Origin of the sequence: Mucilaginibacter sp. OK268 (assembly GCF_900103125.1) — a bacterium.
Lineage (GTDB): Bacteria > Bacteroidota > Bacteroidia > Sphingobacteriales > Sphingobacteriaceae > Mucilaginibacter.
The window spans coordinates 342,789-365,672 of the sequence record NZ_FNJV01000003.1 but is presented as its reverse complement, the minus strand read 5'-3'; the positions used below and the strand labels follow the sequence as shown (position 1 = coordinate 365,672).

Here is a 22,884-nt window from a genome sequence, read left to right as displayed (position 1 = left end):
ATATGCAAAATAAACTAAAATTACTGGCCATAACATTGATCGTCCTGTTCCAGACGGCATCAGCGCAGCAAAAAGCACCGGCACCCGTATGGTCGGCGCAAAAAGCAAAAACATGGTATGCAAAACATCAATGGTTGGTGGGCAGCGATTTTATACCCAGCACGGCTATCAACCAATTAGAAATGTGGCAGGCCGATACCTTCGATCCTAATACGATAGACAAAGAGCTGGGTTATGCACAAGGGATAGGTATGAATGTGATGCGCGTATTCTTACATCACCTGGCCTGGCAGCAGGATCCCGAAGGTTTTAAAAAACGGGTTGATCAATACCTGGCTATATCCAGTAAGCACGGCATACAAACCATGTTTGTGTTTTTTGATGATTGCTGGAACAAAGAACCCAAAACAGGCAAGCAACCCGAGCCCAAACCGGGTATCCATAACTCGGGCTGGATGCAGGATCCTGGTCAGTCGGCTTCTGAAGAGGCTGCCAATTTTCCGGCGCTCGAAAAATATGTAAAAGATGTATTAAAACGCTTTGCTGCCGACAAGCGCATATTGCTGTGGGATCTGTACAATGAACCCGGCAATTCCGGTAAAGGCGATAAGTCCTTACCCTTATTAAAATCGGTTTTTAAATGGGCCAGAGCAGTAAACCCAGGCCAGCCGGTAAGTGCCGGGGTGTGGAGCTGGAATTTAGAAACCCTGAACCAGTACCAGATAGCCAATTCTGATGTGATTACTTATCATGATTACTCGCCCGAAGCGGATCATTTAAAAACGGTTCAGTTCCTGAAAATGATCGGTCGACCGTTGATCTGTACCGAGTACATGGCACGTCCGCGCAACAGTTTGTTCAGCACGGTATTGCCCATGTTGAAGAAAGAGAATGTAGGTGCTATTAACTGGGGCTTTGTATCGGGTAAAACCAATACCATTTATGCCTGGGACACCCCCATACCTGATGGCAGCGAACCGAAACTATGGTTTCATGATATTTTTCGCAAGGATGGTAGCGCTTACAAACCGGAAGAAACTGAACTGATCAAAAATTTAACTGGGAGAGGGAAATAAAAAAGAGACGCATGTAATGCGTCTCTACGGTTTTGTTTTGTAGAGACACATCATATGTGTCTCTCTCATAATTCCTTTAAAAAGTATAAACAACCTTTCCTGATAAGAACCTGCCGTTAAACCCAAATTGCGACACCGCACGGCTGTATACAAAGTGACCGTTGGAGGTATTGTCGCGGTTGGTAGTGTAATTATTGGCCGGGTTGCCGCTCAGGTTATTTACATTGTTGCGTGGATCCATGTAGTTTTTATCCGGGTATACATCAAACAGGTTGCTGGCACTAAGGGTAACGCCTAATTGTTTGATCACCTTATAACTTATCGCCAGATCGGTTACCCATTTGCCTGAGTAAGTTTGGTCAAGCTCCAGGGGCAGGTTGTTGGCCGGAATAGTAGGATCAACCGAATTGAGGTAGGTCACCTTGCCGAAATAAACTGATCTTAGTGAAAAGTCGAACTTCCTGATGTTGTATAAGGCGCTCAGATTGATCTTGCTGGCCGGTACCGATGATTCAAAACGTGAACGTTCTGTACGGTCGAACAGTTTGGCTTTTAATGCAGCACTGCCTTCTATAATGTCGGATCCCTGTATCGAGCGTACCTTAGTCTGGTTAAAATTAGCCGCTGCGGAAAGCGTTAAACTGCTTGCAGCGTTGATACTGATCCTATCGGCCAATACAATGTCCAGCCCTTTGGTACGGGTAGAGATGGCATTGGTGAAAAACTGTACGCTGTTGATCTGGCCGTTGGGGTCAACGGTATTCAATATGTCGGCCACTGCGGGAATAGCCCGGGTAAACTGGCTCGAAAACACGATACGATCTTTGATATCAATCTGGTAAGCATCTATGGTAAATGTTAATGCTGATGTTATTTTACCGGCCAGACCTAAACTATATGATTTTGATTTCTCCGGTTTTAATGACCCTACGCCAAACTTCCTCACAATGGGGTTGTCGTTATTAACGGTTAGTACCTGGGTAGGGTTGCCACTTACAAACTGCGTACTCTCATTATTAAAATACCGTTGAGCTAATGATGGCGCCCTAAAGCCTGTGGCTATAGCTCCGCGGATAGCCAGTTGATCAATAACCTTTACCTTGCCGGTAAATTTATACGAAAAGTTTGATCCAAAATCGCTGAAATGCTCGTATCGACCGGCTGCTTCTAACAATACGCGCGGGCCAAACTCAGCTTCGTAATCGGCATATAAACTCTGGTTGTTTCTTGATTTATCAATAGCATTGCTGGGTTTAAAACCGGGGAATACCTGCGAGCCGGCCGCGGCGGGTGTGGCGCCTACTACTCTGCCGGGGATATTTTTTGATGGTTGACCGTAAGAGTACGACAATTCCTCGCCGGGTTTTATTTCGTAATTATCAATGCGGTATTCAGCGCCATACGCCATATTTAATGAAGTCAGGAAGCCCGTAAAATCATACTTGCGTGAAACATCAAGGTTAACGGTGTTTTGCTTAAAGATGAGCTCGCCGGCCTTAAATGAGGTTGGACTTGTACCTATCGGCAATGAGGCATTCAGGGTATGATCAATAGTATAGCTCAGGTTATTTTCACCAAAAGTATTGCTCAGGTCGTAGGTCCAGTCGCTGATTTTTCCTTTAACGCCACCACTTGCTGATATATCATTGATAGAAGTATTGATAAAGGGTAAAAAACCATCGGGATAAATAGTGGCATCGATCTGGGTAAACTGGTTGGGCAGGCGAATAAACCCTGCGGCCGAGCCGGTTTTGTGTGTATAGCCTGTTGCCAGATAAACAGTGGCCCAATCAGCTACACTGTATTGGGCGTTACCAAAACTTCCGAAATTTTTGGAATGGGAGTTACCAATCATCATATTATCGCGCTTAAAGCCATCCGCCTTGGCTTTGGCATCGTCGGCGGCTTTAATGCCTGCAAAGCGTGTTTCAAAATCAGCTTCGGATTCATTTGCACCTTTGGTTGGCAGGGCCGAATAGATCAAAGGGTGGGTATCCAAACCGCCACGATTGGTTGCACCTCGATCCAAATACTGAGCCGCTACGTTCACAAAACCCTTTCCGTTCAAATCCCAGCCTTTGCTGCCGTCTATCTGGTAAGTTTTGCCATCGGTATAAGTATTTCCATTAGTTGATGTGGCCGATTGTCCGTAGCTGGTAGATATCACCAGCGGAGTTACCTTTTTCAATACTATATTGATAACCCCGGCAATAGCGTCTGAACCGTATTGGGCGGCCGCGCCATCACGTAATACCTCAATATGATCAATAGCGGCCAATGGTATCGAGTTCATATCGGTACCAACCGTACCACGACCAAATGTACCATTGATGTTAACCAGGGCAGTGGTGTGGCGCCTTTTACCGTTCACCAGAACCAGCACCTGGTCGGGCCCAAGGCCTCTTAATGATGCCGGGTCGATGTGGTCGGTACCATCAGCTACGGTTTGCCGGTTGGAGCTGAAGGAGGGGGCTATGTAATTTAATACCTGGGTAATATCCGTTTGCGGGAAACTGCGCATCTCTTTGGCCGAGATCACATCCACAGGCACCGGCGATTCGATATTGGTACGTGGTTTGGTGGAGCGCGAACCTACTACTGCCACCTCATTAAGCGCGTTGCTCAAAGGCTTTAGGCTAAAATCAAGTGTTTGCGTGCTGCCGCTAACAGTTACACTGGTAGTTTGGGTTTCGTACCCGATAAAGGAAACTTTAAGCTGATAACTGCCCTGCGATAGTTTTAGGGAATATTCGCCCTTTTCGTTTGAGGAAGCTCCTTGCGAAGTGCCAACAACCGAAACGCTTACGCCCGGCATGGTTGCACCATTTGCGGCATCAGTTATTTTGCCTTTTATTCCCTGGCCAAATAATATATTAGCGCTGGCCATAAACACTAATAATAGCGAAGTTTTAATGTACAGAATTTTCATAGTTAATAAGATTTGGGTTTAATATAGTGATTTGTATCAAAAAAAATACATTTCTGTTGCGGTTAATTCATTATAAATCAAATTAGTCGGCTGTTTTTGTAATAACTAATATTAAATAGTATAGATATGGAAGATGAATAAGCCATATTAGATATGTTGTTTGCCTTGAATGTTTTATAACCCGTTTATCCCCGAAATGCCCCGTTCCTGTACTTTATTTTTTTGTTGAGGATAGATTTTGTTGCTTTGGAGTATAAATAAGTAAAGCACAAATTGAAAAAGCCTTTCTCCCTTTCTCTTTATTGGAAATGTCAGCTCATCGGCTGGTCGGTGGCCGCGCTGTATTGGGGGTACACGGGCATTACTGGAGATGGCTTTGATCCATTACTAGGTTTAGCGCAGTTTATAACCGATGTTGGTTTTTACATCCTCATCACACATTTATACCGCAATTTTGCATTGCGCCACCAATGGCAATTGTTGGGGCTTGACCAATTGCTTCAAAGAATTATACCTGCTGCTTTCATATTAGGTTTAATTTATACTGCTGTTACCTTGTTTAAGATATACCTTTTAAAATCCTGGTTTATCCCATCATTTCATCAATCTCTTCAGGAATTTACGCATCTGAATATGCAGGGAATCTTTGTAGCAGGAGTTCGGCTCATGTCCATCTGGTTGCTGGCTTATCATTTATATCAATATGAACAACGGGAGATTCGCATCGCTAAAGAAAACGCCCGGTTAGCCATTATTACCCGTGAGGCGCAGCTGAATAACCTGTCGGCTCAGCTTAATCCGCATTTTCTGTTCAATTCGCTCAATAACATAAAAGCACTGGTGATCGAAAATCCCGAGTCGGCACGCAGGGGTATCGATCTGCTGTCAGATATCCTGCGTACCAGTTTGTATAGTGGTGATATGATGTTGACATTCGTAAACAATGAAATTGAACTGGTAAAAGATTACCTCGAACTGGAAAAACTGCGCTTTGAGGAGCGATTGCAATTTACCATTAAGGTTGATGATGAACTTTTAAAAATATCGATACTAAGACTGAGCGTGCAAACCTTGGTCGAAAATGCCATTAAACATGGCATCTCGAAGCAAAAAGATGGAGGGCTTGTCAGCATCCGGGTCGAGAAATTTCCGGAACATATTCATATCGGGGTTCAAAACCCGGGGCATCTGGATATTGATGGGTCTGCTAATGGTGTTGGTTTAAAAAATTTACAGGAACGCCTGGAATTACAATATAAAGGCAAAGCGACTTTTACTATTACCGGACGAATGCCGGGCATTGTTTTAGCCACTATAATGATCCCCAACTCATGAAAAAACTGCGTGTATTGATAGTTGATGATGAACGCATGGCCCGGCAGGAGATCAAACGCCTGTTGTTGCCTTATGCCGACATGGAGATCATAGGAGAGGCCAAAAACGCTGATGAGGCCGAACTACAGATAACAGAAAAACATCCCGACCTGCTTTTTCTGGATGTGCAAATGCCCGAACGTTCGGGGTTTGATCTGCTGGAATCATTGAACGAAGTACCTGAAGTGATATTTACCACGGCTTTTGATGAATATGCGGTAAAGGCCTTTGAGGTGAACGCGCTGGATTACCTGACAAAACCCATCCGCGAAGAACGTTTTGCCCAGGCTATGGAAAAGGTGAGACAAAAGCTGGCGCAACAAACCAACGATCCACAAATATTTGTAAAAGACAGGCAGCAGTATCATTTTATTAAATGGAGTAAGGTGCATTTGATAGAATCCATGGACAACTATGCCCGGCTGTATTTTGAGGAAAAAAATGTATTCCTGAAAAGCTCGCTCAATCAACTGGAAGAAAAACTGGATGCCAATATTTTCTTCCGGATCAATCGTTCACAGATCATCAACTTGCAATTTATTCAAAACATTCAAATCGTTCCCAATGGCCGCCTGCAGATCAGCCTGCGAACGGGGGAGGTGCTCGAGGCCTCCGACCGGCAATCCGTAAAGCTGAAAAGTATGGGCCGTGTATAGACCTCATCCGGCTTTCGGCCACCTTCTCCAAAGGAGAAGGAAAACGACCAGAGGGAGGATTTAATAACAAAAAGTATCATCCTGCTCATCCAAGTCCTCTCCTTTGGAGAGGATTTAGGTGAGGTAAAACATTAAAATTATGAACAGAAAACTCTGTATGGCATTGCTATGCCTTTTGATAAGCTTTTGTTGCCACGCGCAACGAGTTCATTTTCAGAAACTAAATGAAACTGATAGTGTGGCTATAGCCCGGCAAATGCCCGTGCTGGCTAATGAAGTATTGGCAAAATATCAGCATACTGCTGATCAAAACAGCTATCTTAATGATGTGTTCAGGCTGCAGATATTAGCCGGCAGGAACGTGGATGCTTTGAAAAGTATTGCCGCCTTGTGTGGGATGGCAAAAAACACCGATGAGCTATTATATAAACAACACGAACTATTTGCGCAAACCAGGCTCAAACAGTCATCAGGTGGTCTCTCGTTTAATCAGACCTATAAACCATTGTTCATCGATGCATTTTCCGGGTTGAGCAATAAGGATGCCGTACATTTTTCGCTCGCATTCATCACCCGCAGTGGGATAAATGAAGTAAAAAAAGATTTTACCCAGGCATTGTCCGACGCTGATAAAAACGACAGCCTGGATATAAAAGATGCTGTGATACTATGCAAGAAATACTACCTGCTTAACTTTTATCAGCAGGCTGAGGCCATATCAAAAACCTTATTAAACGATGAATTTAACAAGCGATATATTATCCGTAACCAACTCATTAAAACAAAGGATGGTGCTTCCATTGCAGCCATTGTTGTTCGTTTAAAAGGTTTTACAGGCCCTCAGCCGGTGGTTTTGCAATACACTATTTATGCCGATAGCACGGCATGGTCATCTATATTGGAACCTGCTCTTCATGGTTATACCGGAGTGATGGCTTATACTCGTGGTAAAGGTTTAAGTCCGGATCAGATTGTTCCTTATGAAAATGATGGAAAAGATGCCAATGAAGTGATCGACTGGATCAGTAAGCAAAGCTGGTGTAACGGTAAAATAGGCATGTATGGGGGCAGTTATAATGGCTTTACACAATGGGCAGCAGCCAAATATCATCACCCGGCACTTAAAACCATTGTGCCCTATGTGGCGGCAATGTCGGGTTTGGGTTTGCCGATGGAAAACAATGTGTTTATTAATGCCAATTATGGCTGGTTCCTGTATGTTACCAATAATAAATATCTGGATAACGAGGTTTATTACAACCCGCAGCGATGGCGATCAATGAACGATAAATGGTATACCAGCGGCGTAGCCTATAACAAACTCGACAGCATCGACGGAACGACAAATCCTTTATTGCAGCGCTGGCTCAAACATCCCGGCTTTGACCGGTATTGGCAGGAGCAGATACCTTATCAAAAAGGTTTTGCTAATATCAACATCCCCATACTTACCGTTACCGGGTATTATGACGATGGACAGATATCGGCTATACATTACTTGCAAGAGCATTTAAAATATAACCCTAAGGCCGAGCATTACCTGATCATCGGCCCGTATGATCATTTTGGGGCGCAACGCGGCGGATATCCTGTATTGCGCGATTATGCTGTTGATTCCGTAGCCCTGATCAGCACCCGGGATATTACTTTTCAGTGGCTGGATCACATCTTAAAAGGCGCTAAAAAGCCAGCTATATTACAGGATAGGGTGAACTTTGAGGTGATGGGTGCCAACAAGTGGGAGCATGCGGCCTCGATACCAAAAATGGCCAATACCACACTAAACTTATACCTTACTGATAAAAAGGAGGGCGATCATTACCTGCTTTCCGATAAAAAAACCGACACACTGGCGGCGCTTAACCAGGAGGTTAATCTGGCCGATCATCAAACTTCAAACAATAACAATTACTACCCTTATCCCATCATCAAAAAAGAGCTCGATCATAGCACTGGTTTATTTTTTATGAGCCAGCCTTTTGATAAACCAGTAGAGGTAAACGGTATGTTTGGCGGCAGTTTAAAAGCCATGATCAACAAAAAGGATATGGATATCGGCGTTTCCCTATATGAAGTGATGCCCAATGGCGATTTTTTTGATCTATCGTACTTTTTGGGACGTGCCAGTTATGCGGAAGATATGAGCGTGCGGCATTTATTGCAGCCGGGTAAAATAGAAACCATCCCGTTTTATCGTAGCCGTATGGTGAGCCGTCAATTAAGCAAGGGTAGCCGACTGCTGGTAATACTGGATATCAACAAAAACTCATTCGCGCAGGTTAACTACGGAACGGGTAAGGACGTCAGCACCGAAACTGTCAGCGACGGAAAAATTCCGCTGCGTATTCATTGGTATAATGATAGTTTTATCAGTGTGCCAATTAAACAATAAACGGAGCTATCAGAAATGTCATCTCGAACGAGGTACGAGGAGAGATCTTTTACGCCGGGCTTATCGCGCGCAAAAGATCTCTCACTATCGTTCGAGATGACATAGGGAATTATGAAAATACCCCCAAATGGCCATTTTTGGCTTATTTCCGTCAATATTACAGCTATAAATATTTCAAAAACAATTCCCCGTCAAATATGATGGTAACCCCCTGATTAGTAGGTGTAACTGACTTAGTGTATTGAATACAACTTATTGATTATCAGTTATTATATATTTTGAATTGCGTTTTTGTAGTCTTAGTTTTGCCCCAAACCAATAACAAAATTAATGTGATATGGGACAAGTCACTAATAAAGAAACAAGCTTACAAACGGAGTTTCCTGAGCTCAATAAAGCCCAGGAAATTCACTATCAATTATCGCCGGAGGACTTGATAAAAGCTGCTCTGGAGCGTAAAGAAGGCTATTTGACAGATCATGACGTTTTAACTATCGACACTGGTGAGTTTACCGGCCGCTCGCCAAAAGACCGCTTTATTGTGCTGGACAGTGTGACAAAAGACACTGTTTGGTGGAGTGATATTAATATTTCCGTGGATGCGGAAGTGTTTGATAGTCTGTACACTAAGGTAATAGATTACCTGTATGGTAAGTCTATTTTTATACGTAATGCCATGGTTTGCGCCGACAAAAGCAGCCGTCTCACCCTGCGTGTGATCACCGAAACCGCCAGCCAGAACCTGTTTGCTTACAACCTGTTCCTGCGCCCTGATGGGGTTATTGATCCGGAGTGGACAATCATATCGGCCCCGGGTTTTAAAGCCGATGCTGCTGTGGACGGCACCCGTCAGCATAATTTTTCGATCATCAACTTTACCCGCAAGGTGATCCTGATAGGAGGGACAGGCTATACCGGCGAGATCAAAAAAGCGGTGTTTACCGTATTGAATTTTCTTTTGCCACGCCAGGATATTCTGCCCATGCACTGTGCCGCCAATAAAGGCGTTGAAGGCGATACGGCCATCTTTTTCGGTTTATCGGGAACCGGGAAAACCACACTCTCTGCCGATCCGGACCGACAGCTGATTGGCGATGATGAGCATGGCTGGGGCGAAAACTCGGTGTTTAATTTTGAAGGCGGGTGTTATGCCAAAATAGCCGGATTAACGGCCGAAAAGGAGCCGCAGATATACCATGCCATGCAGCCGGGCGCGCTTCTGGAAAACATTTGTTTTAAGCCCTGGTCAAAAACGGTCGATTTTGATAACCTGTCCAAAACCGAAAATATCCGCTTATCGTACCCCATGCATTTTATCAGCAACGCTATTGAACCAGCAATTGGAGATGTTCCGAAGAATATATTTTTTCTTACAGCTGATGCCTTTGGTGTGTTGCCGCCTATTTCTAAACTGAATAAGTCGCAGGCTATGTATTATTTTCTGTCGGGCTATACGGCAAAAATAGCCGGAACGGAATATGGTATTAACGAGCCCGAAGCTACTTTCTCGGCTTGCTTCGGTAGGGCGTTTTTACCCCTGCATCCGACCAAATATGCCGAAATGCTGGGCGAAAAACTGGATAAGTACCCACTTAATGTATGGCTGGTGAATACCGGCTGGACAGGAGGATCATATGGAACGGGCGAACGTATCAAGTTGAGTTATACCCGCGCCATGATCAAGGCTGCACTAAAAGGACAGCTGATTGATGTGCCTTACCAAAAGCTACCTATTTTTGATCTGATGATACCGGAAAGCTGTCCTGGTGTGCCATCAGAATTGCTGAACCCGGCCAATACCTGGACCGATTCCTACAATTACGAAGAAACGGCCACCCACCTGGCGGAACTTTTTCGCAAAAACTGTAGCCAGTATAAAGGTTTCTCTGATGGGATGTTATGCTCCGTTGGGCCAACGGTTGTAGCAGCCTGATAATAGATCATAATTGTGTTTTTATAGAAAAATAAAAAATATGTCATTGCGAGGAGGAACGACGAAGCAATCTCCTCGCGTACATAAACGCGAAGAGATTGCCACGCTATCGCTCGCAATGACATAATCTGTTTACTATTCTTTACCCCGCCAACCCCATACTCATTTCCTCTTCCACAGCTTCGGCCATAAACTCTTCGGCTTTAAGCACCATTTGTTCGGAGCCAATAAAAATAGGGGTACGTTGGTGCAGGGAATTAACATCCAGTTCCATAATGCGGTTTTTACCGTCTGTGGCACGACCACCGGCCTGCTCAATAACAAAGGACATGGGGTTGCACTCATAAACCAGTCGTAATTTACCACCAGGGGTGGCCGCGGTAACCGGGTAAATAAAAATACCACCTTTGATCATGCTGCGGTGCAGATCGGCTATCATAGAGCCTACGTAACGCGAGCTGTAGGGACGATGAGTAGTTTCGTCTTCTACCTGGCAATATTTGATATATGATTTTACCCCTTGCGGGAAATGTACGTAGTAACCTTCGTTGATAGAATAGATAATGCCTGTTTTGGGTATTTTCATGTCCGGGTGCGATAAACAGAATTCGCCTATTGACGGATCCAGTGTAAAGCCGTTAACGCCTTTGCCGGTGGTATAAACCAGCATGGTTGATGTACCGTAGATCACATAACCGGCGGCAACCTGGTTTACTCCTTTTTGTAAAACATCGGCCAGTGTAGCACGACCACTGGTACTTTGACGGCGATATATAGAAAATATAGTACCTACCGATACATTTACATCAATATTGGATGATCCATCCAGGGGGTCAATAGCTACAATATATTTAGCATTTAGGGACACATCGGTATCCAGCATCACGATCTCTTCGTTTTCTTCGGATGCAACGATACAGCATTCCCCACCGCTTTTAAGGGCTGTTATAAATTGCTCATTGGCATAAATATCCAGTTTTTGCTGACTCTCGCCCTGAACATTGGTGCTACCAGCTTCTCCCTGCATATCCATCAAACCGGCTTTGTTCACCTCGCGGTTAACAATTTTTGCCGCAATACCTATATCACGCAACAGGCGCGAAAGCTCACCTTTGGCGTAAGGAAAGTCGGCTTGCTTTTCAATGATAAATTGTCCTAATGTTTTTGCTTGTGCCATAGGCTTAGTGTGTTTTTTACGTATTAATTTGTCCTTGGTTTGCTGACAAGATAATCATAAAAAAGCCTAAAATGAAACAATTTGGCAATATTTATCGTCGATAACGATTGCGTAATGTGATTTGATAGTGTAAAAATTGCTACTAAAAGGTGTTAGCACGGTATATTATTCACCGGCATATGTCCATGCACTTTCGTAAGCATTCAGGCGTTCGGTATAGTCGATAAGATCGGCATAAAAAGGCAGTCTGGTTAGGGTAGAACTATCGCCGATAACTACCAGTTTCTTCCGGGCACGGGTCAGGGCAACGTTCATCCGGCGGATATCTGAAAGGAAACCGATCTCACCTTCGGAATTACTGCGCGTCATGCTGATATAAACCACATCCCGTTCCTGTCCCTGGAAACTATCAACCGTATTTATCGAAATATGCTCGCTGTAGGGAAATAATTCTGGATGGGCCGCCACCAGCTCATTCAACACCCTGATCTGCTCTTTATAAGGCGCTATAATGGCAATGGAGGGGAAATTGGCGGTATCAGTTAAATTGCCGACCAGCTTATTCAGATGCTTTAATAAAAACGCGGCTTCTTCCGGGTTGGCTACGCTGGTGCCTTGCTGCTGCTCGTCGAAGCCACAACCTGCGATATCTACAAAAGAAACAGGCATATCGCCCGGAAATAATAAACGCTGCGCTACAGAGGCATGCGCTCTCAGCCTGTTCTGATAAAACTCTGCTGACGAAAAGCCCATGATGGCCTCGTGCATGCGGTATTGTTCTTCCAGTAATACTACAGCTTCAGGGTGCAGGGCGGCGCATTTTTCCAGCAGGGTAGTACTCAATCCGTTCCTTGCCGCCTCTGCCGATTTAATGGTAGGGGACAACTGGCAATGGTCACCGGCCAATATTACTTTTTGGGCTTTGAGTATGGGGATCCAACAGGCAGGCTCCAGCGCCTGACCGGCCTCATCAATAACTACGGTTTCAAATTTTACATCGCGTATGGTGTAATGATTGGCGCCCACCAGCGTCGCGGTGATCACCTGGGCTTTACCGACGAGGTCATCAACAATATGCTGCTCGGTGGCCGCCACATCCTTCATGATCTTATGCGCTTCGTTGAATAGGGCCTTGCGTTGGTCGCGCTCCGCTTTACCAAAGCTGCGTTTGTATTTATGGGCCATGTCCTTATACGCACTGGCTTGTTTCTTGAGTTTTTTGATCTCTTTGTTATCGCTGTGCTCGGCAATCTTGCTATCGAGCGTTAAGGAGAACAGTTTTTCGGATACCCGGGCCGGGTTGCCAATACGCAGTACATTCAGGCCCTCATCGGTTAGTTTTTCGCTGAGCAGATCAACCGCGGTATTGCTCGGCGCGACAACCAAAACCTGTTTTTTATCCTGCTGTATAAGCGCCTTGATGGCCTGTACCAGTGTAGTAGTTTTACCCGTACCCGGCGGCCCATGAACAACAGCCAGGTCCTGTGCCGAAACTATTTTATTAACCGCCTCCGTCTGCGACGCATTTAAGCGAGTGACAAAAATAGGAGCAGTGGTATTAAACGAGGGTGCTTTCTCCCCGGTAAGGATCTGGATCAAACGCCCTTCCTGTGGTTTTGCTGCCAATGCCGAAGCCTGTTTTATGGCGTTCTGCATTTCATCATAGCTGTTGTTGTCAAAAAGCAGGTCGATGCCCAGTTTACCATCACGGGCCCAGTCGGGCAGTTCGTCGGTGTATAAGGTGATCTTTAAGCGGTCGCCACCCTGGTAGGTAATGGTGCCTTCCACACGGTCGGTTTTTGGATCATGATTGGAGAACAGGGCCGCAGGTACGCCAAAACGCAACTGGTGCGATAGGTCTTTATGCGTGGTGCGTTCCACTTCAACATTGATATAATCGCCCCGGCCGGGTTCCGTTCCACGGATAGCGATAGGATACCAGCTAAGTCCCTGTGCCCTGCGGTCAGCAGCTGATGTATTTTCCGTTAGTTTAAGATAAGCGTTACGATCTTCCTCTTTTTCTTTGTTCAGCAGGTCAAGGAGTTTTTTGAAATAATCCATTGCCTGCAAAGGTAGGGGATTTTTAGGAGTAAGGATAAGAAGAGCAAGGAGCAAGGATAGGAGGAACAAAGAACAAGGATTTTTAGAACAAGGACTAAAGACAATAAGATTAATTCACCTTCTCCATTTTATCCTTGTTCTTTGCTCCAAAAATCTTTGCTCCAAAAGTCCTTGTTCCTTGCTCCAAATATCATTGCTCCAAAAAAACTGTAAGGGAGTGCCATTCCGCACGACTAACTCTTTAAAAGGGGAGGAATATGGATGAACTAACAAAAATAGCATACAACTGTCGCAAAGCCACTCATTTAATTGAGAAGAAGCTGATAGACCATTTAACGCTCCGCGAAAAACTGGAGCTGAAGATCCACCTGGCCGGTTGCACGGTTTGCCGGGTGTTTGAACAGCAAAGCGCGCTCATTAATAAGAAGGTGCGAGAGCTTTTCCATCCGGGAAAAGTTACTGAATTGAAGCTGGATGAAAAGTATAAAAAACAGATGCAGGAACGTATTGAAGAAAAATTGAATGAGCATTGAGATAAAAATTTACTAAACCGATATAGCCTGTAATAGGATGGGTAAATGAGTTGATAAGAATTACGTTGGGTAACAATTTACTTACAATATTTAATGAATAAAATATAAGTGTAGTAAATACACAATAAATGTTAATATTGTAATAGCCAATTACTTAACCGGTAGTATTTTATCATTACATAGTACTAATTTATCATTGCACGCTCAGTACAAGATAATTATGCTTCATGACGATGGATTTTGCCGGTTGATGAAATAAAAAATATCAACTAAATCTCACATCATGTCTCTGAAATTCAAACTCATCTGTATTCTATGGCTTGGGCTTAGCTTTTTGCTGTATTCGTTTAAAAGGCCGGCTCCTGGGCCGCGTGTCCTGGTTTTTTCGAAAACATTGGGCTGGCACCATTCCTGTATCCCTTTTGGCATAGCGGCTGTCCAAAAGCTGGGTAAAGAGAACGGTTTTGAAGTGGATACCACCACCAACGCCGCACTCTTTACTGATGATAATCTTAAGCAATACCAAGCCGTAATATTTAACTGCACCACCGGCAATGTATTGAATGCGGAGCAGCAGGCTGCTTTTGAGCGTTATATACAGGCTGGTGGTGGTTTTGCCGGTGTGCATTCGGCGGCGGATACCGAATACGACTGGCCCTGGTATGGTAAATTGGTAGGGGCATACTTTTCCAGTCACCCCAATAACTCCAATATCCGCAAGGCTACCATTGATGTTACCGACCATACTAACCCCATTACGGCTAATTTACCCGCCCGCTGGGAACGTACGGACGAATGGTATAACTACAAATCCATCTACAGCGGCATCCATGTGTTGGCCAGTTTGGATGAAAATACCTACGATGGCGGCACCAACGGCGCCGATCATCCCATTACCTGGTATCACGAGTTTGATGGTGGCCGTTCTTTTTATACCGGTTGCGGCCATACCGACGAAAGTTATAGCGATCCGCTGTTCTTAGGTCAGCTGCTGGGCGGTATCAAATACGCCATGGGCAATGGCAAACCTTTGGATTATAGTAAAGCTTATTCCAAAGTAGCGCCAGATCAGGGCCGTTTTGTAAAAACAGTATTGGTGAATAATATCGCTTCGCCAATGGAACTGGCTGTTGCCAAAGATGGCCGGGTGTTTTTTACGCAGTTGTTCGGCAACTTTTCGGTGTATAATACTCATACCAAACAGTACAAGGTGATCCACAAATTCCCGATCACAGATGATGGTGGTACGGGTGTTATCGGCCTAACCATCGATCCTAAATTTGAAAGCAACGGCTATGTTTATATTTATTACATGCCTGCCGGGCAAACCATAGAGCCATTGAATTTTCAGCTGTCCAGGTTCACTGTAAGTCAGCAGAACATGCTCGACCTCAAATCAGAAAAGATCTTATTTAAAGTTCCGGTTCAAAAGGTGAGCGGCGCACATCATGGCGGCTCATTGGCCTGGGACAAGAACGGCAACCTGTATCTTTCAGTCGGCGACAGCTCTAGTCCATTCCCTTCAGATGGTTATGCACCACTAGATGAACGCCCCGGTCAGGAACATTATAGCCTGGATGCGCAACGCAGCGCCGGCAACACCAATGATCTGAAAGGAAAGATTCTGAGGATCCATCCCGAACCTGATGGTACCTATACCATTCCCGAAGGTAACCTGTTCCCGAAAGGTACAGCCAAAACCCGCCCTGAAATTTATGTGATGGGCTGTCGTAATCCTTACCGTATAGCAGTTAATCCCAAAACCTCGGTGTTGTACTGGGGCGAGATTGGGCCTGATGCAGGGCATGATTCACCGCGTGGCCCACGAGGTTATGATGAGTTTAACCAGGCCAAAAAGGCGGGTAATTTTGGCTGGCCCTATTTTGTGGGCAATAACTTTGCTTATTCGCACTGGGATTTTGTGACCGGCAAGCCCGGCCCCTTGTTTGATCCTAAAGCACCCCTGAACAATTCGCCCAATAATACCGGTTTAAATGTATTGCCTCCGGCTACACCGGCCATGATCTGGTATCCTTATGCTGCTTCGGACGAATTCCCGGAGCTGGGTTTGGGTGGCAGGTGTGCTATCGGTGGCGATTTTTACGAGTATAATGCCGCTAACCCCAATCCTAACAAATTCCCGGCGTATTATGACGGTGCCTTGTTTGTGGCCGACTGGATGCGCAACTGGGTTATCGACCTCAGGTTTGATCAGAACGAAAATTATGTGCGCAACGAAGCCTTTATGCCCTCAACCGGCGATTTCAGGCGCCCTATCGATATGGAGTTTGGGCCCGATGGCGTATTTTATATGCTGGAGTACGGCTCTGTTTATGGTGCGCAGAATGAAGACGCCCGCCTGGTGAAAATTGAATACAATACTGGTAACCGTGCGCCGATAGCCAAAGCAGGTATCACCGATACCGCCCTGATCAGCCTGTATCAGCATACCAAATACCTCACTGCCGAGCTCAAAACCATACTGGTTAAAAAAGAAATAGCCGGCCAGGCGCCACTTATGCTAACCGTTAACGGGCAGGGCAGCCGCGATCTGGACGATGATGACAAGATCAGTTATCAATGGCTTTTTGATGGGAAAACAGTAGGCGCTACCACCGTTTCTGCAACACATACCTACACCAAACCAGGTATTTACAAGGCCATACTTAAAGTAACGGATAAGGCTGGTGCGGTAGGCCGCGATACTATATTAGTTAAAGTGGGTAATACTGTACCATCGGTAACTATTGCCAGTGCCGATAATAAATCCTTCATCTGGAAAGGCAAGCCCTTTAAGTACAATGTGATGGTGAAGGACAAGGAAGATAAGGTGATCGATCCAAAACGGGTAAAGCTGTTTTACATTTATAACCCGCAGCCATCCACAGACGGGAAGGCCGTTAAAAACCTGGCGGCCTTATCAACCGCAGAAGTGAGTTACCCCGGCAAAGCCCTGATGGCCGCCAGCGATTGTAAATCGTGCCATACAATCAATAAAACAGCCGTAGGGCCAAGCTTTACGGCCATAGCCAACCGTTATAAAACACAAAAGGGCGCGACTGATAAATTGGCCAAAAAGATCATCAACGGTGGAGCGGGTAGTTGGGGTACGGAGCATTTGATGAGCGCGCACCCACAATTGTCAACCCCAGATACCAAAGAGATCGTACGTTATATTTTTTCGCTCACAGATAAAAAGAACAAGGCCATGCCATTGCCGCTGCATGGTACGTTGAATTTGAAATTCAATGATGCCGAACCACGTGGCCAGTACACCCTACTGGCATCGTACACCGATAAAGGTGGTAAGGTAATTGGCTCGCTAACCGGTACCGACGTAGTTACTTTGCGCAACGCGGATGTAAAAGCGGTATATGCTGATGAGCTGAAAGGTTTTAATCGTTTTAAGAACGATCTATCGGCCGGGAACCATAAATCTTACGTAATGTTCAAGGATATCGACCTGTCGAACATTAAAAAGTTTGTTTATCAGTATGCCTCCAAAGAGGCGGCAGGCGAGATAGAGGTACGTATCGATTCGCAGGCAGGCCCGGTGATCAGTTCGGCGGCCTATACAGAAACCGGTGATTGGAAGAAAGCGGCTTCCGTGACCGGTGATATACAGAAACCGGTAAGCGGCAAGCATGATATTTACTTTTTCGCCATCAAACGAACCAAACCAAGCGAGGGGATTTTGAGTATTAAGGATATACAGTTTGAATGAAAACAAATTAAAAATATGTCATTGCGAGGAAGAACGACGAAGCAATCTCGTAGCTATTCTCACCGATGAGAACGCGAGGAGATTGCCACGCTGCGCTCGCAATGACATGTGGAAGAACAGAACAACAAGTAAACTATAATCCCATTTTTATGAAAAAACATACCATCATTTTAAGCGCCTGCCTGGCACTCACATCTTCGGCTTTTGCCCAAAGCGGCAAGTCGATTTTTACCAACGCTATAGGCGTACAGGCTTATACCTTTCGCAGCAGTATGCCCAAAGCTACGGTTGCGGTGTTGGACACCATTAAAGCCCTGGGTATAACCGAGCTGGAAGGTGAGGGGCCAAAAGATATGCCCAAGGAAGAATTTAAAAAGCTTTGTGACGAGCGCGGCATCAAGATCCCATCGGTTGGGGCGGGGTATGAGGATATTGTTAAAGATCCGCTGGCTGTAGTTAAACTGGCTAAAACATTGGGAGCAAGCTATGTAATGGTAGCCTGGATCCCGCATAAAAAAGAGTTTACACTGGAAGATGCCAAAAAAGCCGCTGCCGATTTTAACCGGGTAGGCAAGATATTAAAGGATAACGGATTGACCTTTTGTTACCATAACCACGGCTATGAGTTTGGTAAATATGAGGATGGGACGCTGTTTGATTATATCGCCAAAAATACCGACCCGCGGTATGTATCCTTTGAGATCGATATCCTGTGGTCCTTCCATGGCGGGCAGGACCCCGCACAACTTATCAATAAATACCCCTCGCGTATGAAACTCATGCACCTGAAAGATATTCGCAAAGGCGTGGCTAACGACCTCACTGGCGGCACCGATACCCGGAACGATGTAGCCCTGGGAACCGGGCAGATCAATATTCCTGAGGTGCTGAAGGTGGCTAAAAAAGCGGGCATCAAACATTATTTTATCGAGGATGAAAGTCCGTCGTACAGTAAACAATTGCCGGTTACTATAGCTTATATCAAAAGTTTTTAAAATTAATATAAGTCGATGAATTTCAAATCTGTAACAAGGAGAACCGCATTGAAAACTTTAGGTGTAGCGGCAGGAGCGGCGGTTGTCGGAAACCGTGCGGAGGCCGCCATTAAGGTTGATAAAAACGGGCACGGTTTTGAGTATTCTTTAAACATGAGTACCATCCGCGGGCAAAACCTGGGTTTTATCAAAGAATTGGAAACAGCCGCCCAAGCAGGCTTTACTTCGGTAGAGATCTGGCTGGATACTTTGCAAACCTATCTGAAAAATGGTGGCTCGGTAACGGAGGCTAAAAAGATTGTAGACGGCTTGGGTATCACCATTCAAAACGCCATAGGCTTTGCCCAATGGATAGTGGATGATGAAGCCACCCGTAAACAAGCGCTTACCCAGCTACAAGGCGAAATGGAACTGCTGGCCAAATTAGGTTGTAAGCGTATTGCCGCCCCACCGGCTGGCGCTACCAAGGGAGATATCATCAATCTCGATGTCGTGACCGAACGCTATAGCACTATCCTGACTATGGGCAAGGATACCGGCGTTGTTCCGCAGCTGGAAATGTGGGGTGGATCGGTGAATCTGAAACACATCAGCCAGGTATTATATGTGGCGCTGCAAAGCGGGCATCCGGATGCCCGGGTATTGCTGGATGTATTTCATATATACAAAGGGCAATCGGCGGTGGAGACCCTGCAGTTGGTGGGTAAACCTGCGCTGGAGGTATTTCACGTAAATGATTATCCATCAGGTATCAATCCGGATATTATATCCGAGCCCGACCGCGTATACCCCGGTGATGGCGTAGCGCCGCTAAAGCGGATCCTGCAATTGGTAAAACATCCCGAAAAGCCGCTCATTATATCCTGCGAAGTGTTCAACAAAAGCTATTATGCACAGGATGCCTTAAAGGTAGCCCAAACAGCACTGCGTAAAATGAAAGCGGTTACGGCGGATATTTAGGCTTGTAGTAATTGGGAAAGGACCCGCTTTTAAAAATTTGTCATGCTGAACACTTGAAGCATCTATTGTGCAATATGCATGTTGAAGAAGATCCTTCGCTATTGCTCAGGATGACAGATTTATTTTAACTCGCTCTTCGCTCCCGCGAGATTAGCGCAGCGTATCTCGTGGGAGGCATGCAGGGGAGATAGTATAATTGATAAGTCGTCCTGAACTTGTTTCAGGATCCCTCAGGACAGGTTAACCGACATACTGTAGACTTTGCTTATGGGATGCCGAAACAAGTTCGGCATGACTTGAGTGTTGTTGTTTTATTAAAGTAGTGTATATCTGCCCGAATTTTCGTATATTTATATCAACAGCAGCCCGGGTATCTTTTAACAGATATCCGGGCTGTTTAGTTAAGGATAAAACAAGACCAAAAATCGGCTAGTTTGTGTTTAGTTATTTGGTAATCAATAAATTAATACTTTTTAAAGCTTTCAAAACCCATCAAAAATTTGTTAAAAAGTGTTAAAATGGCGTTAAAACTTTGTTAAAATGGCCAAAAGGCAAGCGTTTTAACCCCGTTTTCGACTAAAAAAGTGTTAAAATTTAAGGTTTAAAAAGTTTTGTCCGATGCAGACTACCGATTTTAAGTTACACTTTGGAGGGATACTAAAATAAAATTCCTTGCCTTTTTTATTTCTATATTTGCGTCGCTTTTGGTTCCCGAAGCCTTTAAGGTTTCGGGATTAAAAGGGAATCCGGTGTAACTCCGGAACTGTCCCGCAGCTGTAAGCTCTGTTAACCGCTATCCATTCTTTAGCCACTGTTTCGATATGATCGCGACGGGAAGGCCGGGTAAACGGGGAGTAAGTCAGAAGACCTGCCATTGCATTATATGTATTCATAGCTTTCGGGGATTGAAGCTGGAATGAAGATATCTCACGTAGTGTGTATTTCCATTTATTGTACCCTGTTTGCTGTTTGTTTAATTTTTTTACGAACAGAACCTATTGCAACACCTGTACAAATATTTGTGCTTCCTGACGCTTTTTATTTGCCTTACGGCGATACAGGGCCTGTTTTGCGGCAACGCCCTGGCGCAAGTTGCAGATACCAGTCATAAGAAATTGGCTACAGATACAGTCAAAAGCCATCATCTGAAAGAGGTTTCCGTTCGGGCAGGCAGGATCTCATCACGCAGTACTTCGGCCACGCCGCTACAGATACTAAAAGGAGCAGAGCTGGAAAAACTGAATAGTTTTTCCGTAGCCGACGCCATTCGCTATTTCTCGGGTGTGCAACTCAAGGATTACGGCGGAGTAGGTGGTCTGAAAACCATTAATGTACGCAGCTTGGGCAGTAACCATGTAGGTGTTTTTTATGATGGTGTGGAGTTTGGCAACTCGCAAAACGGCCAGGTTGATCTGGGTAAGTTTTCGCTGGATAACATCGAGGAAATAGCCCTATACAATGCCCAGAAAGGTACCATATTTCAACCCGCCAAGGGTTTTGCTTCGGGGAGCGCTATTTACCTTGCCTCGCGCCAGCCGCATTTTGAGGATAGCAGTCGCTCAACAGGCAAGGTGAGTTTTAAAACCGGGTCATCAGGTTTGGTTAACCCATCGTTCTTTTGGCAGTATAAGCTGAGTAACAATACCTACAGCACCATCAGCACCGAGTTTGTGCATGCCAATGGTCGTTACAAGTTCAGGTATACCAATGGGGTTTATGATACTACTGCGGTACGGCAAAATAGCGATATCACCTCACAACGTGTGGAATTGGGATTAAATGGCAAACTCCGGGATAGCAGTAAATGGGCGGTAAAAGGGTATCTGTATAACTCCGCAAGGGGGTTACCAGCCGCTATCGTATCTAACAAGTTTGATTCGCATGAACGCTTGTGGGATAGAGATATCTTTGTACAATCTACCTATAACAAAAACCTTGGCGACCGGTACAGCCTGATGCTTATTGCCAAGTATGCAAATACCTACAGCCATTATACTAATCCGGATATCACCACAACCACAGGGCTTCTGAACGACCGCTACTATGAAAATGAACTTTACTTTTCGTTAGCTAATAAATACAAAGTCAGCAAGTTCTGGGATGTGGCGCTCTCTGCCGATTATGAGTGGAGTACCTTACACATTACGGAAAACGACTCGGCCAAATATGCCTTTGTACCGCCGATCCGTAATCAGCTGTTAACTGCTCTGGCTACCGAATTGCATTTTGCCCGGTTTAATTTACAAGCCAATGTGCTGGGTACCTTCGTTCGGGATAAAGTACCGATCCTGGCTAATGCAGATAATCGAAGCGAGTATACACCGGCTGTGCTGATATCCTGGCAGCCAACTAAAAATCCTGATTTCAGGCTGCGAGGCTTTTACAAGAGCATTTTCAGGCTGCCCACTTTTAATGATCTGTACTACACCTTTGTGGGTTACGCTGCCGTAAAGCCCGAATTTAACAAGCAGTATGATGTGGGATTCACCTATAACAGAACCCTGCACCAGCAAATACTGGTTTATTTCGCGGTACAGGCCGATGCTTATTACAACCAGGTGAAGGATAAAATAGTGGCTGTGCCTGGAGCAGATCTTGGTCGCTGGTCGATCATTAATCTCGGGAAAGTACATATTAAAGGAGCTGAGGTAAATGCGCAGGCTACATGGCAGTTATGGCATGATGCGGTACTGAACACCGGCATATCCTACACCTACCAGCAATCGGTTGATGTAACCGACAAAGCCGACATTAATTATAATCAGCAAATACCTTATACCCCGGTAAATAGTGGTTCGGTGCTGATAGGTGTGGAGTGGCATAAGTTGGCCTTCACCTACAGCTATATCTATACCGGCGAAAGGTATAATCAAAAATATCATGAAGCGGCCAATTATATGCCGCCATGGTACACCCATGATATAGGCTTTACCTATGCTACACCGTTCAACAAACATAAGGTCAGGCTTACAGCAGAGGTTAATAACCTGCTCAATCAATACTACGACGTGATCTACAATTTCCCTTTACCGGGGCGCAATTATCGCTTCACCATAAGTTCAACATTTTAAGTA

13 protein-coding genes and 1 riboswitch are annotated in these 22,884 nt (G+C 45.1%); of the genes, 10 read left to right on the top strand and 3 right to left on the bottom strand.

Annotation, left to right across the window (positions count from 1 at the left end; genetic code table 11):
- Positions 1 to 2 precede the first annotated feature (2 nt).
- Entirely contained in the window at positions 3 to 1,076 is a 1,074-nt protein-coding gene (locus tag BLR84_RS11960) for a cellulase family glycosylhydrolase (RefSeq protein ID WP_090468202.1), read from the top strand.
- A gap of 76 nt (positions 1,077 to 1,152) precedes the next feature.
- Here the strand turns inward: BLR84_RS11960 and BLR84_RS11955 are convergent, their stop codons facing one another.
- Positions 1,153 to 4,005, bottom strand: coding sequence for a TonB-dependent receptor (locus BLR84_RS11955; RefSeq protein WP_090468200.1), 2,853 nt, complete (start codon positions 4,003 to 4,005; stop codon positions 1,153 to 1,155).
- Positions 4,006 to 4,278: 273 nt separating this feature from the next.
- Between BLR84_RS11955 and BLR84_RS11950 the strand changes: the two genes are divergently transcribed.
- From BLR84_RS11950 to pckA, 4 genes are all read left to right on the top strand, one after another.
- Positions 4,279 to 5,340 (top strand): sensor histidine kinase, encoded by a 1,062-nt coding sequence (locus BLR84_RS11950; protein WP_090468198.1) that lies wholly within the window; start codon positions 4,279 to 4,281, stop codon positions 5,338 to 5,340.
- Positions 5,337 to 6,035, top strand: coding sequence for a LytR/AlgR family response regulator transcription factor (locus tag BLR84_RS11945; RefSeq protein ID WP_090468196.1), 699 nt, complete (start codon positions 5,337 to 5,339; stop codon positions 6,033 to 6,035). Before BLR84_RS11950 ends, BLR84_RS11945 begins: the two co-directional genes overlap by 4 nt.
- Before the next feature lie 139 nt (positions 6,036 to 6,174).
- Positions 6,175 to 8,427: a CocE/NonD family hydrolase gene (locus tag BLR84_RS11940; protein ID WP_090468194.1), complete on the top strand. Its 2,253-nt coding sequence runs from the start codon at positions 6,175 to 6,177 to the stop codon at positions 8,425 to 8,427.
- A gap of 337 nt (positions 8,428 to 8,764) precedes the next feature.
- Positions 8,765 to 10,360, top strand: a complete 1,596-nt coding sequence (gene pckA, locus BLR84_RS11935) for a phosphoenolpyruvate carboxykinase (ATP) (protein WP_090468193.1) — start codon at positions 8,765 to 8,767, stop codon at positions 10,358 to 10,360.
- Between the two features lie 142 nt (positions 10,361 to 10,502).
- On the opposite strand, the gene fbp is transcribed toward pckA, so the two are convergent.
- Positions 10,503 to 11,537 (bottom strand): class 1 fructose-bisphosphatase, encoded by a 1,035-nt coding sequence (fbp, locus tag BLR84_RS11930; protein WP_090468191.1) that lies wholly within the window; start codon positions 11,535 to 11,537, stop codon positions 10,503 to 10,505.
- Positions 11,538 to 11,702: 165 nt separating this feature from the next.
- Entirely contained in the window at positions 11,703 to 13,598 is a 1,896-nt protein-coding gene (locus BLR84_RS11925; RefSeq protein ID WP_090468189.1) for an AAA domain-containing protein, read from the bottom strand.
- Between the two features lie 257 nt (positions 13,599 to 13,855).
- Here BLR84_RS11925 and BLR84_RS11920 point away from each other — a divergent pair, with 257 nt between their 5' ends.
- The 5 genes from BLR84_RS11920 (at position 13,856) to BLR84_RS11900 (ending at position 22,881) form a co-directional block, all read left to right on the top strand.
- Positions 13,856 to 14,131 (top strand): hypothetical protein, encoded by a 276-nt coding sequence (locus BLR84_RS11920; protein ID WP_090468187.1) that lies wholly within the window; start codon positions 13,856 to 13,858, stop codon positions 14,129 to 14,131.
- 283 nt (positions 14,132 to 14,414) lie between these two features.
- Complete coding sequence (locus tag BLR84_RS11915; RefSeq protein ID WP_090468185.1) at positions 14,415 to 17,855, top strand: ThuA domain-containing protein; 3,441 nt, start codon at positions 14,415 to 14,417, stop codon at positions 17,853 to 17,855.
- Positions 17,856 to 18,004: 149 nt separating this feature from the next.
- A complete protein-coding gene (locus tag BLR84_RS11910) occupies positions 18,005 to 18,850 on the top strand; it encodes a sugar phosphate isomerase/epimerase family protein (protein WP_090469245.1) in 846 nt (281 codons plus the stop codon).
- Positions 18,851 to 18,865: 15 nt separating this feature from the next.
- The gene (locus BLR84_RS11905) at positions 18,866 to 19,810 is read left to right on the top strand and encodes a sugar phosphate isomerase/epimerase family protein (RefSeq protein WP_090468183.1); all 945 of its coding nucleotides are present in this window, start codon (positions 18,866 to 18,868) and stop codon (positions 19,808 to 19,810) included.
- A 688-nt stretch (positions 19,811 to 20,498) separates the two neighbouring features.
- A riboswitch (cobalamin riboswitch) is annotated at positions 20,499 to 20,701 on the top strand.
- 107 nt (positions 20,702 to 20,808) lie between these two features.
- Positions 20,809 to 22,881, top strand: coding sequence for a TonB-dependent receptor plug domain-containing protein (locus BLR84_RS11900; RefSeq protein WP_090468181.1), 2,073 nt, complete (start codon positions 20,809 to 20,811; stop codon positions 22,879 to 22,881).
- Positions 22,882 to 22,884: the final 3 nt, after the last annotated feature.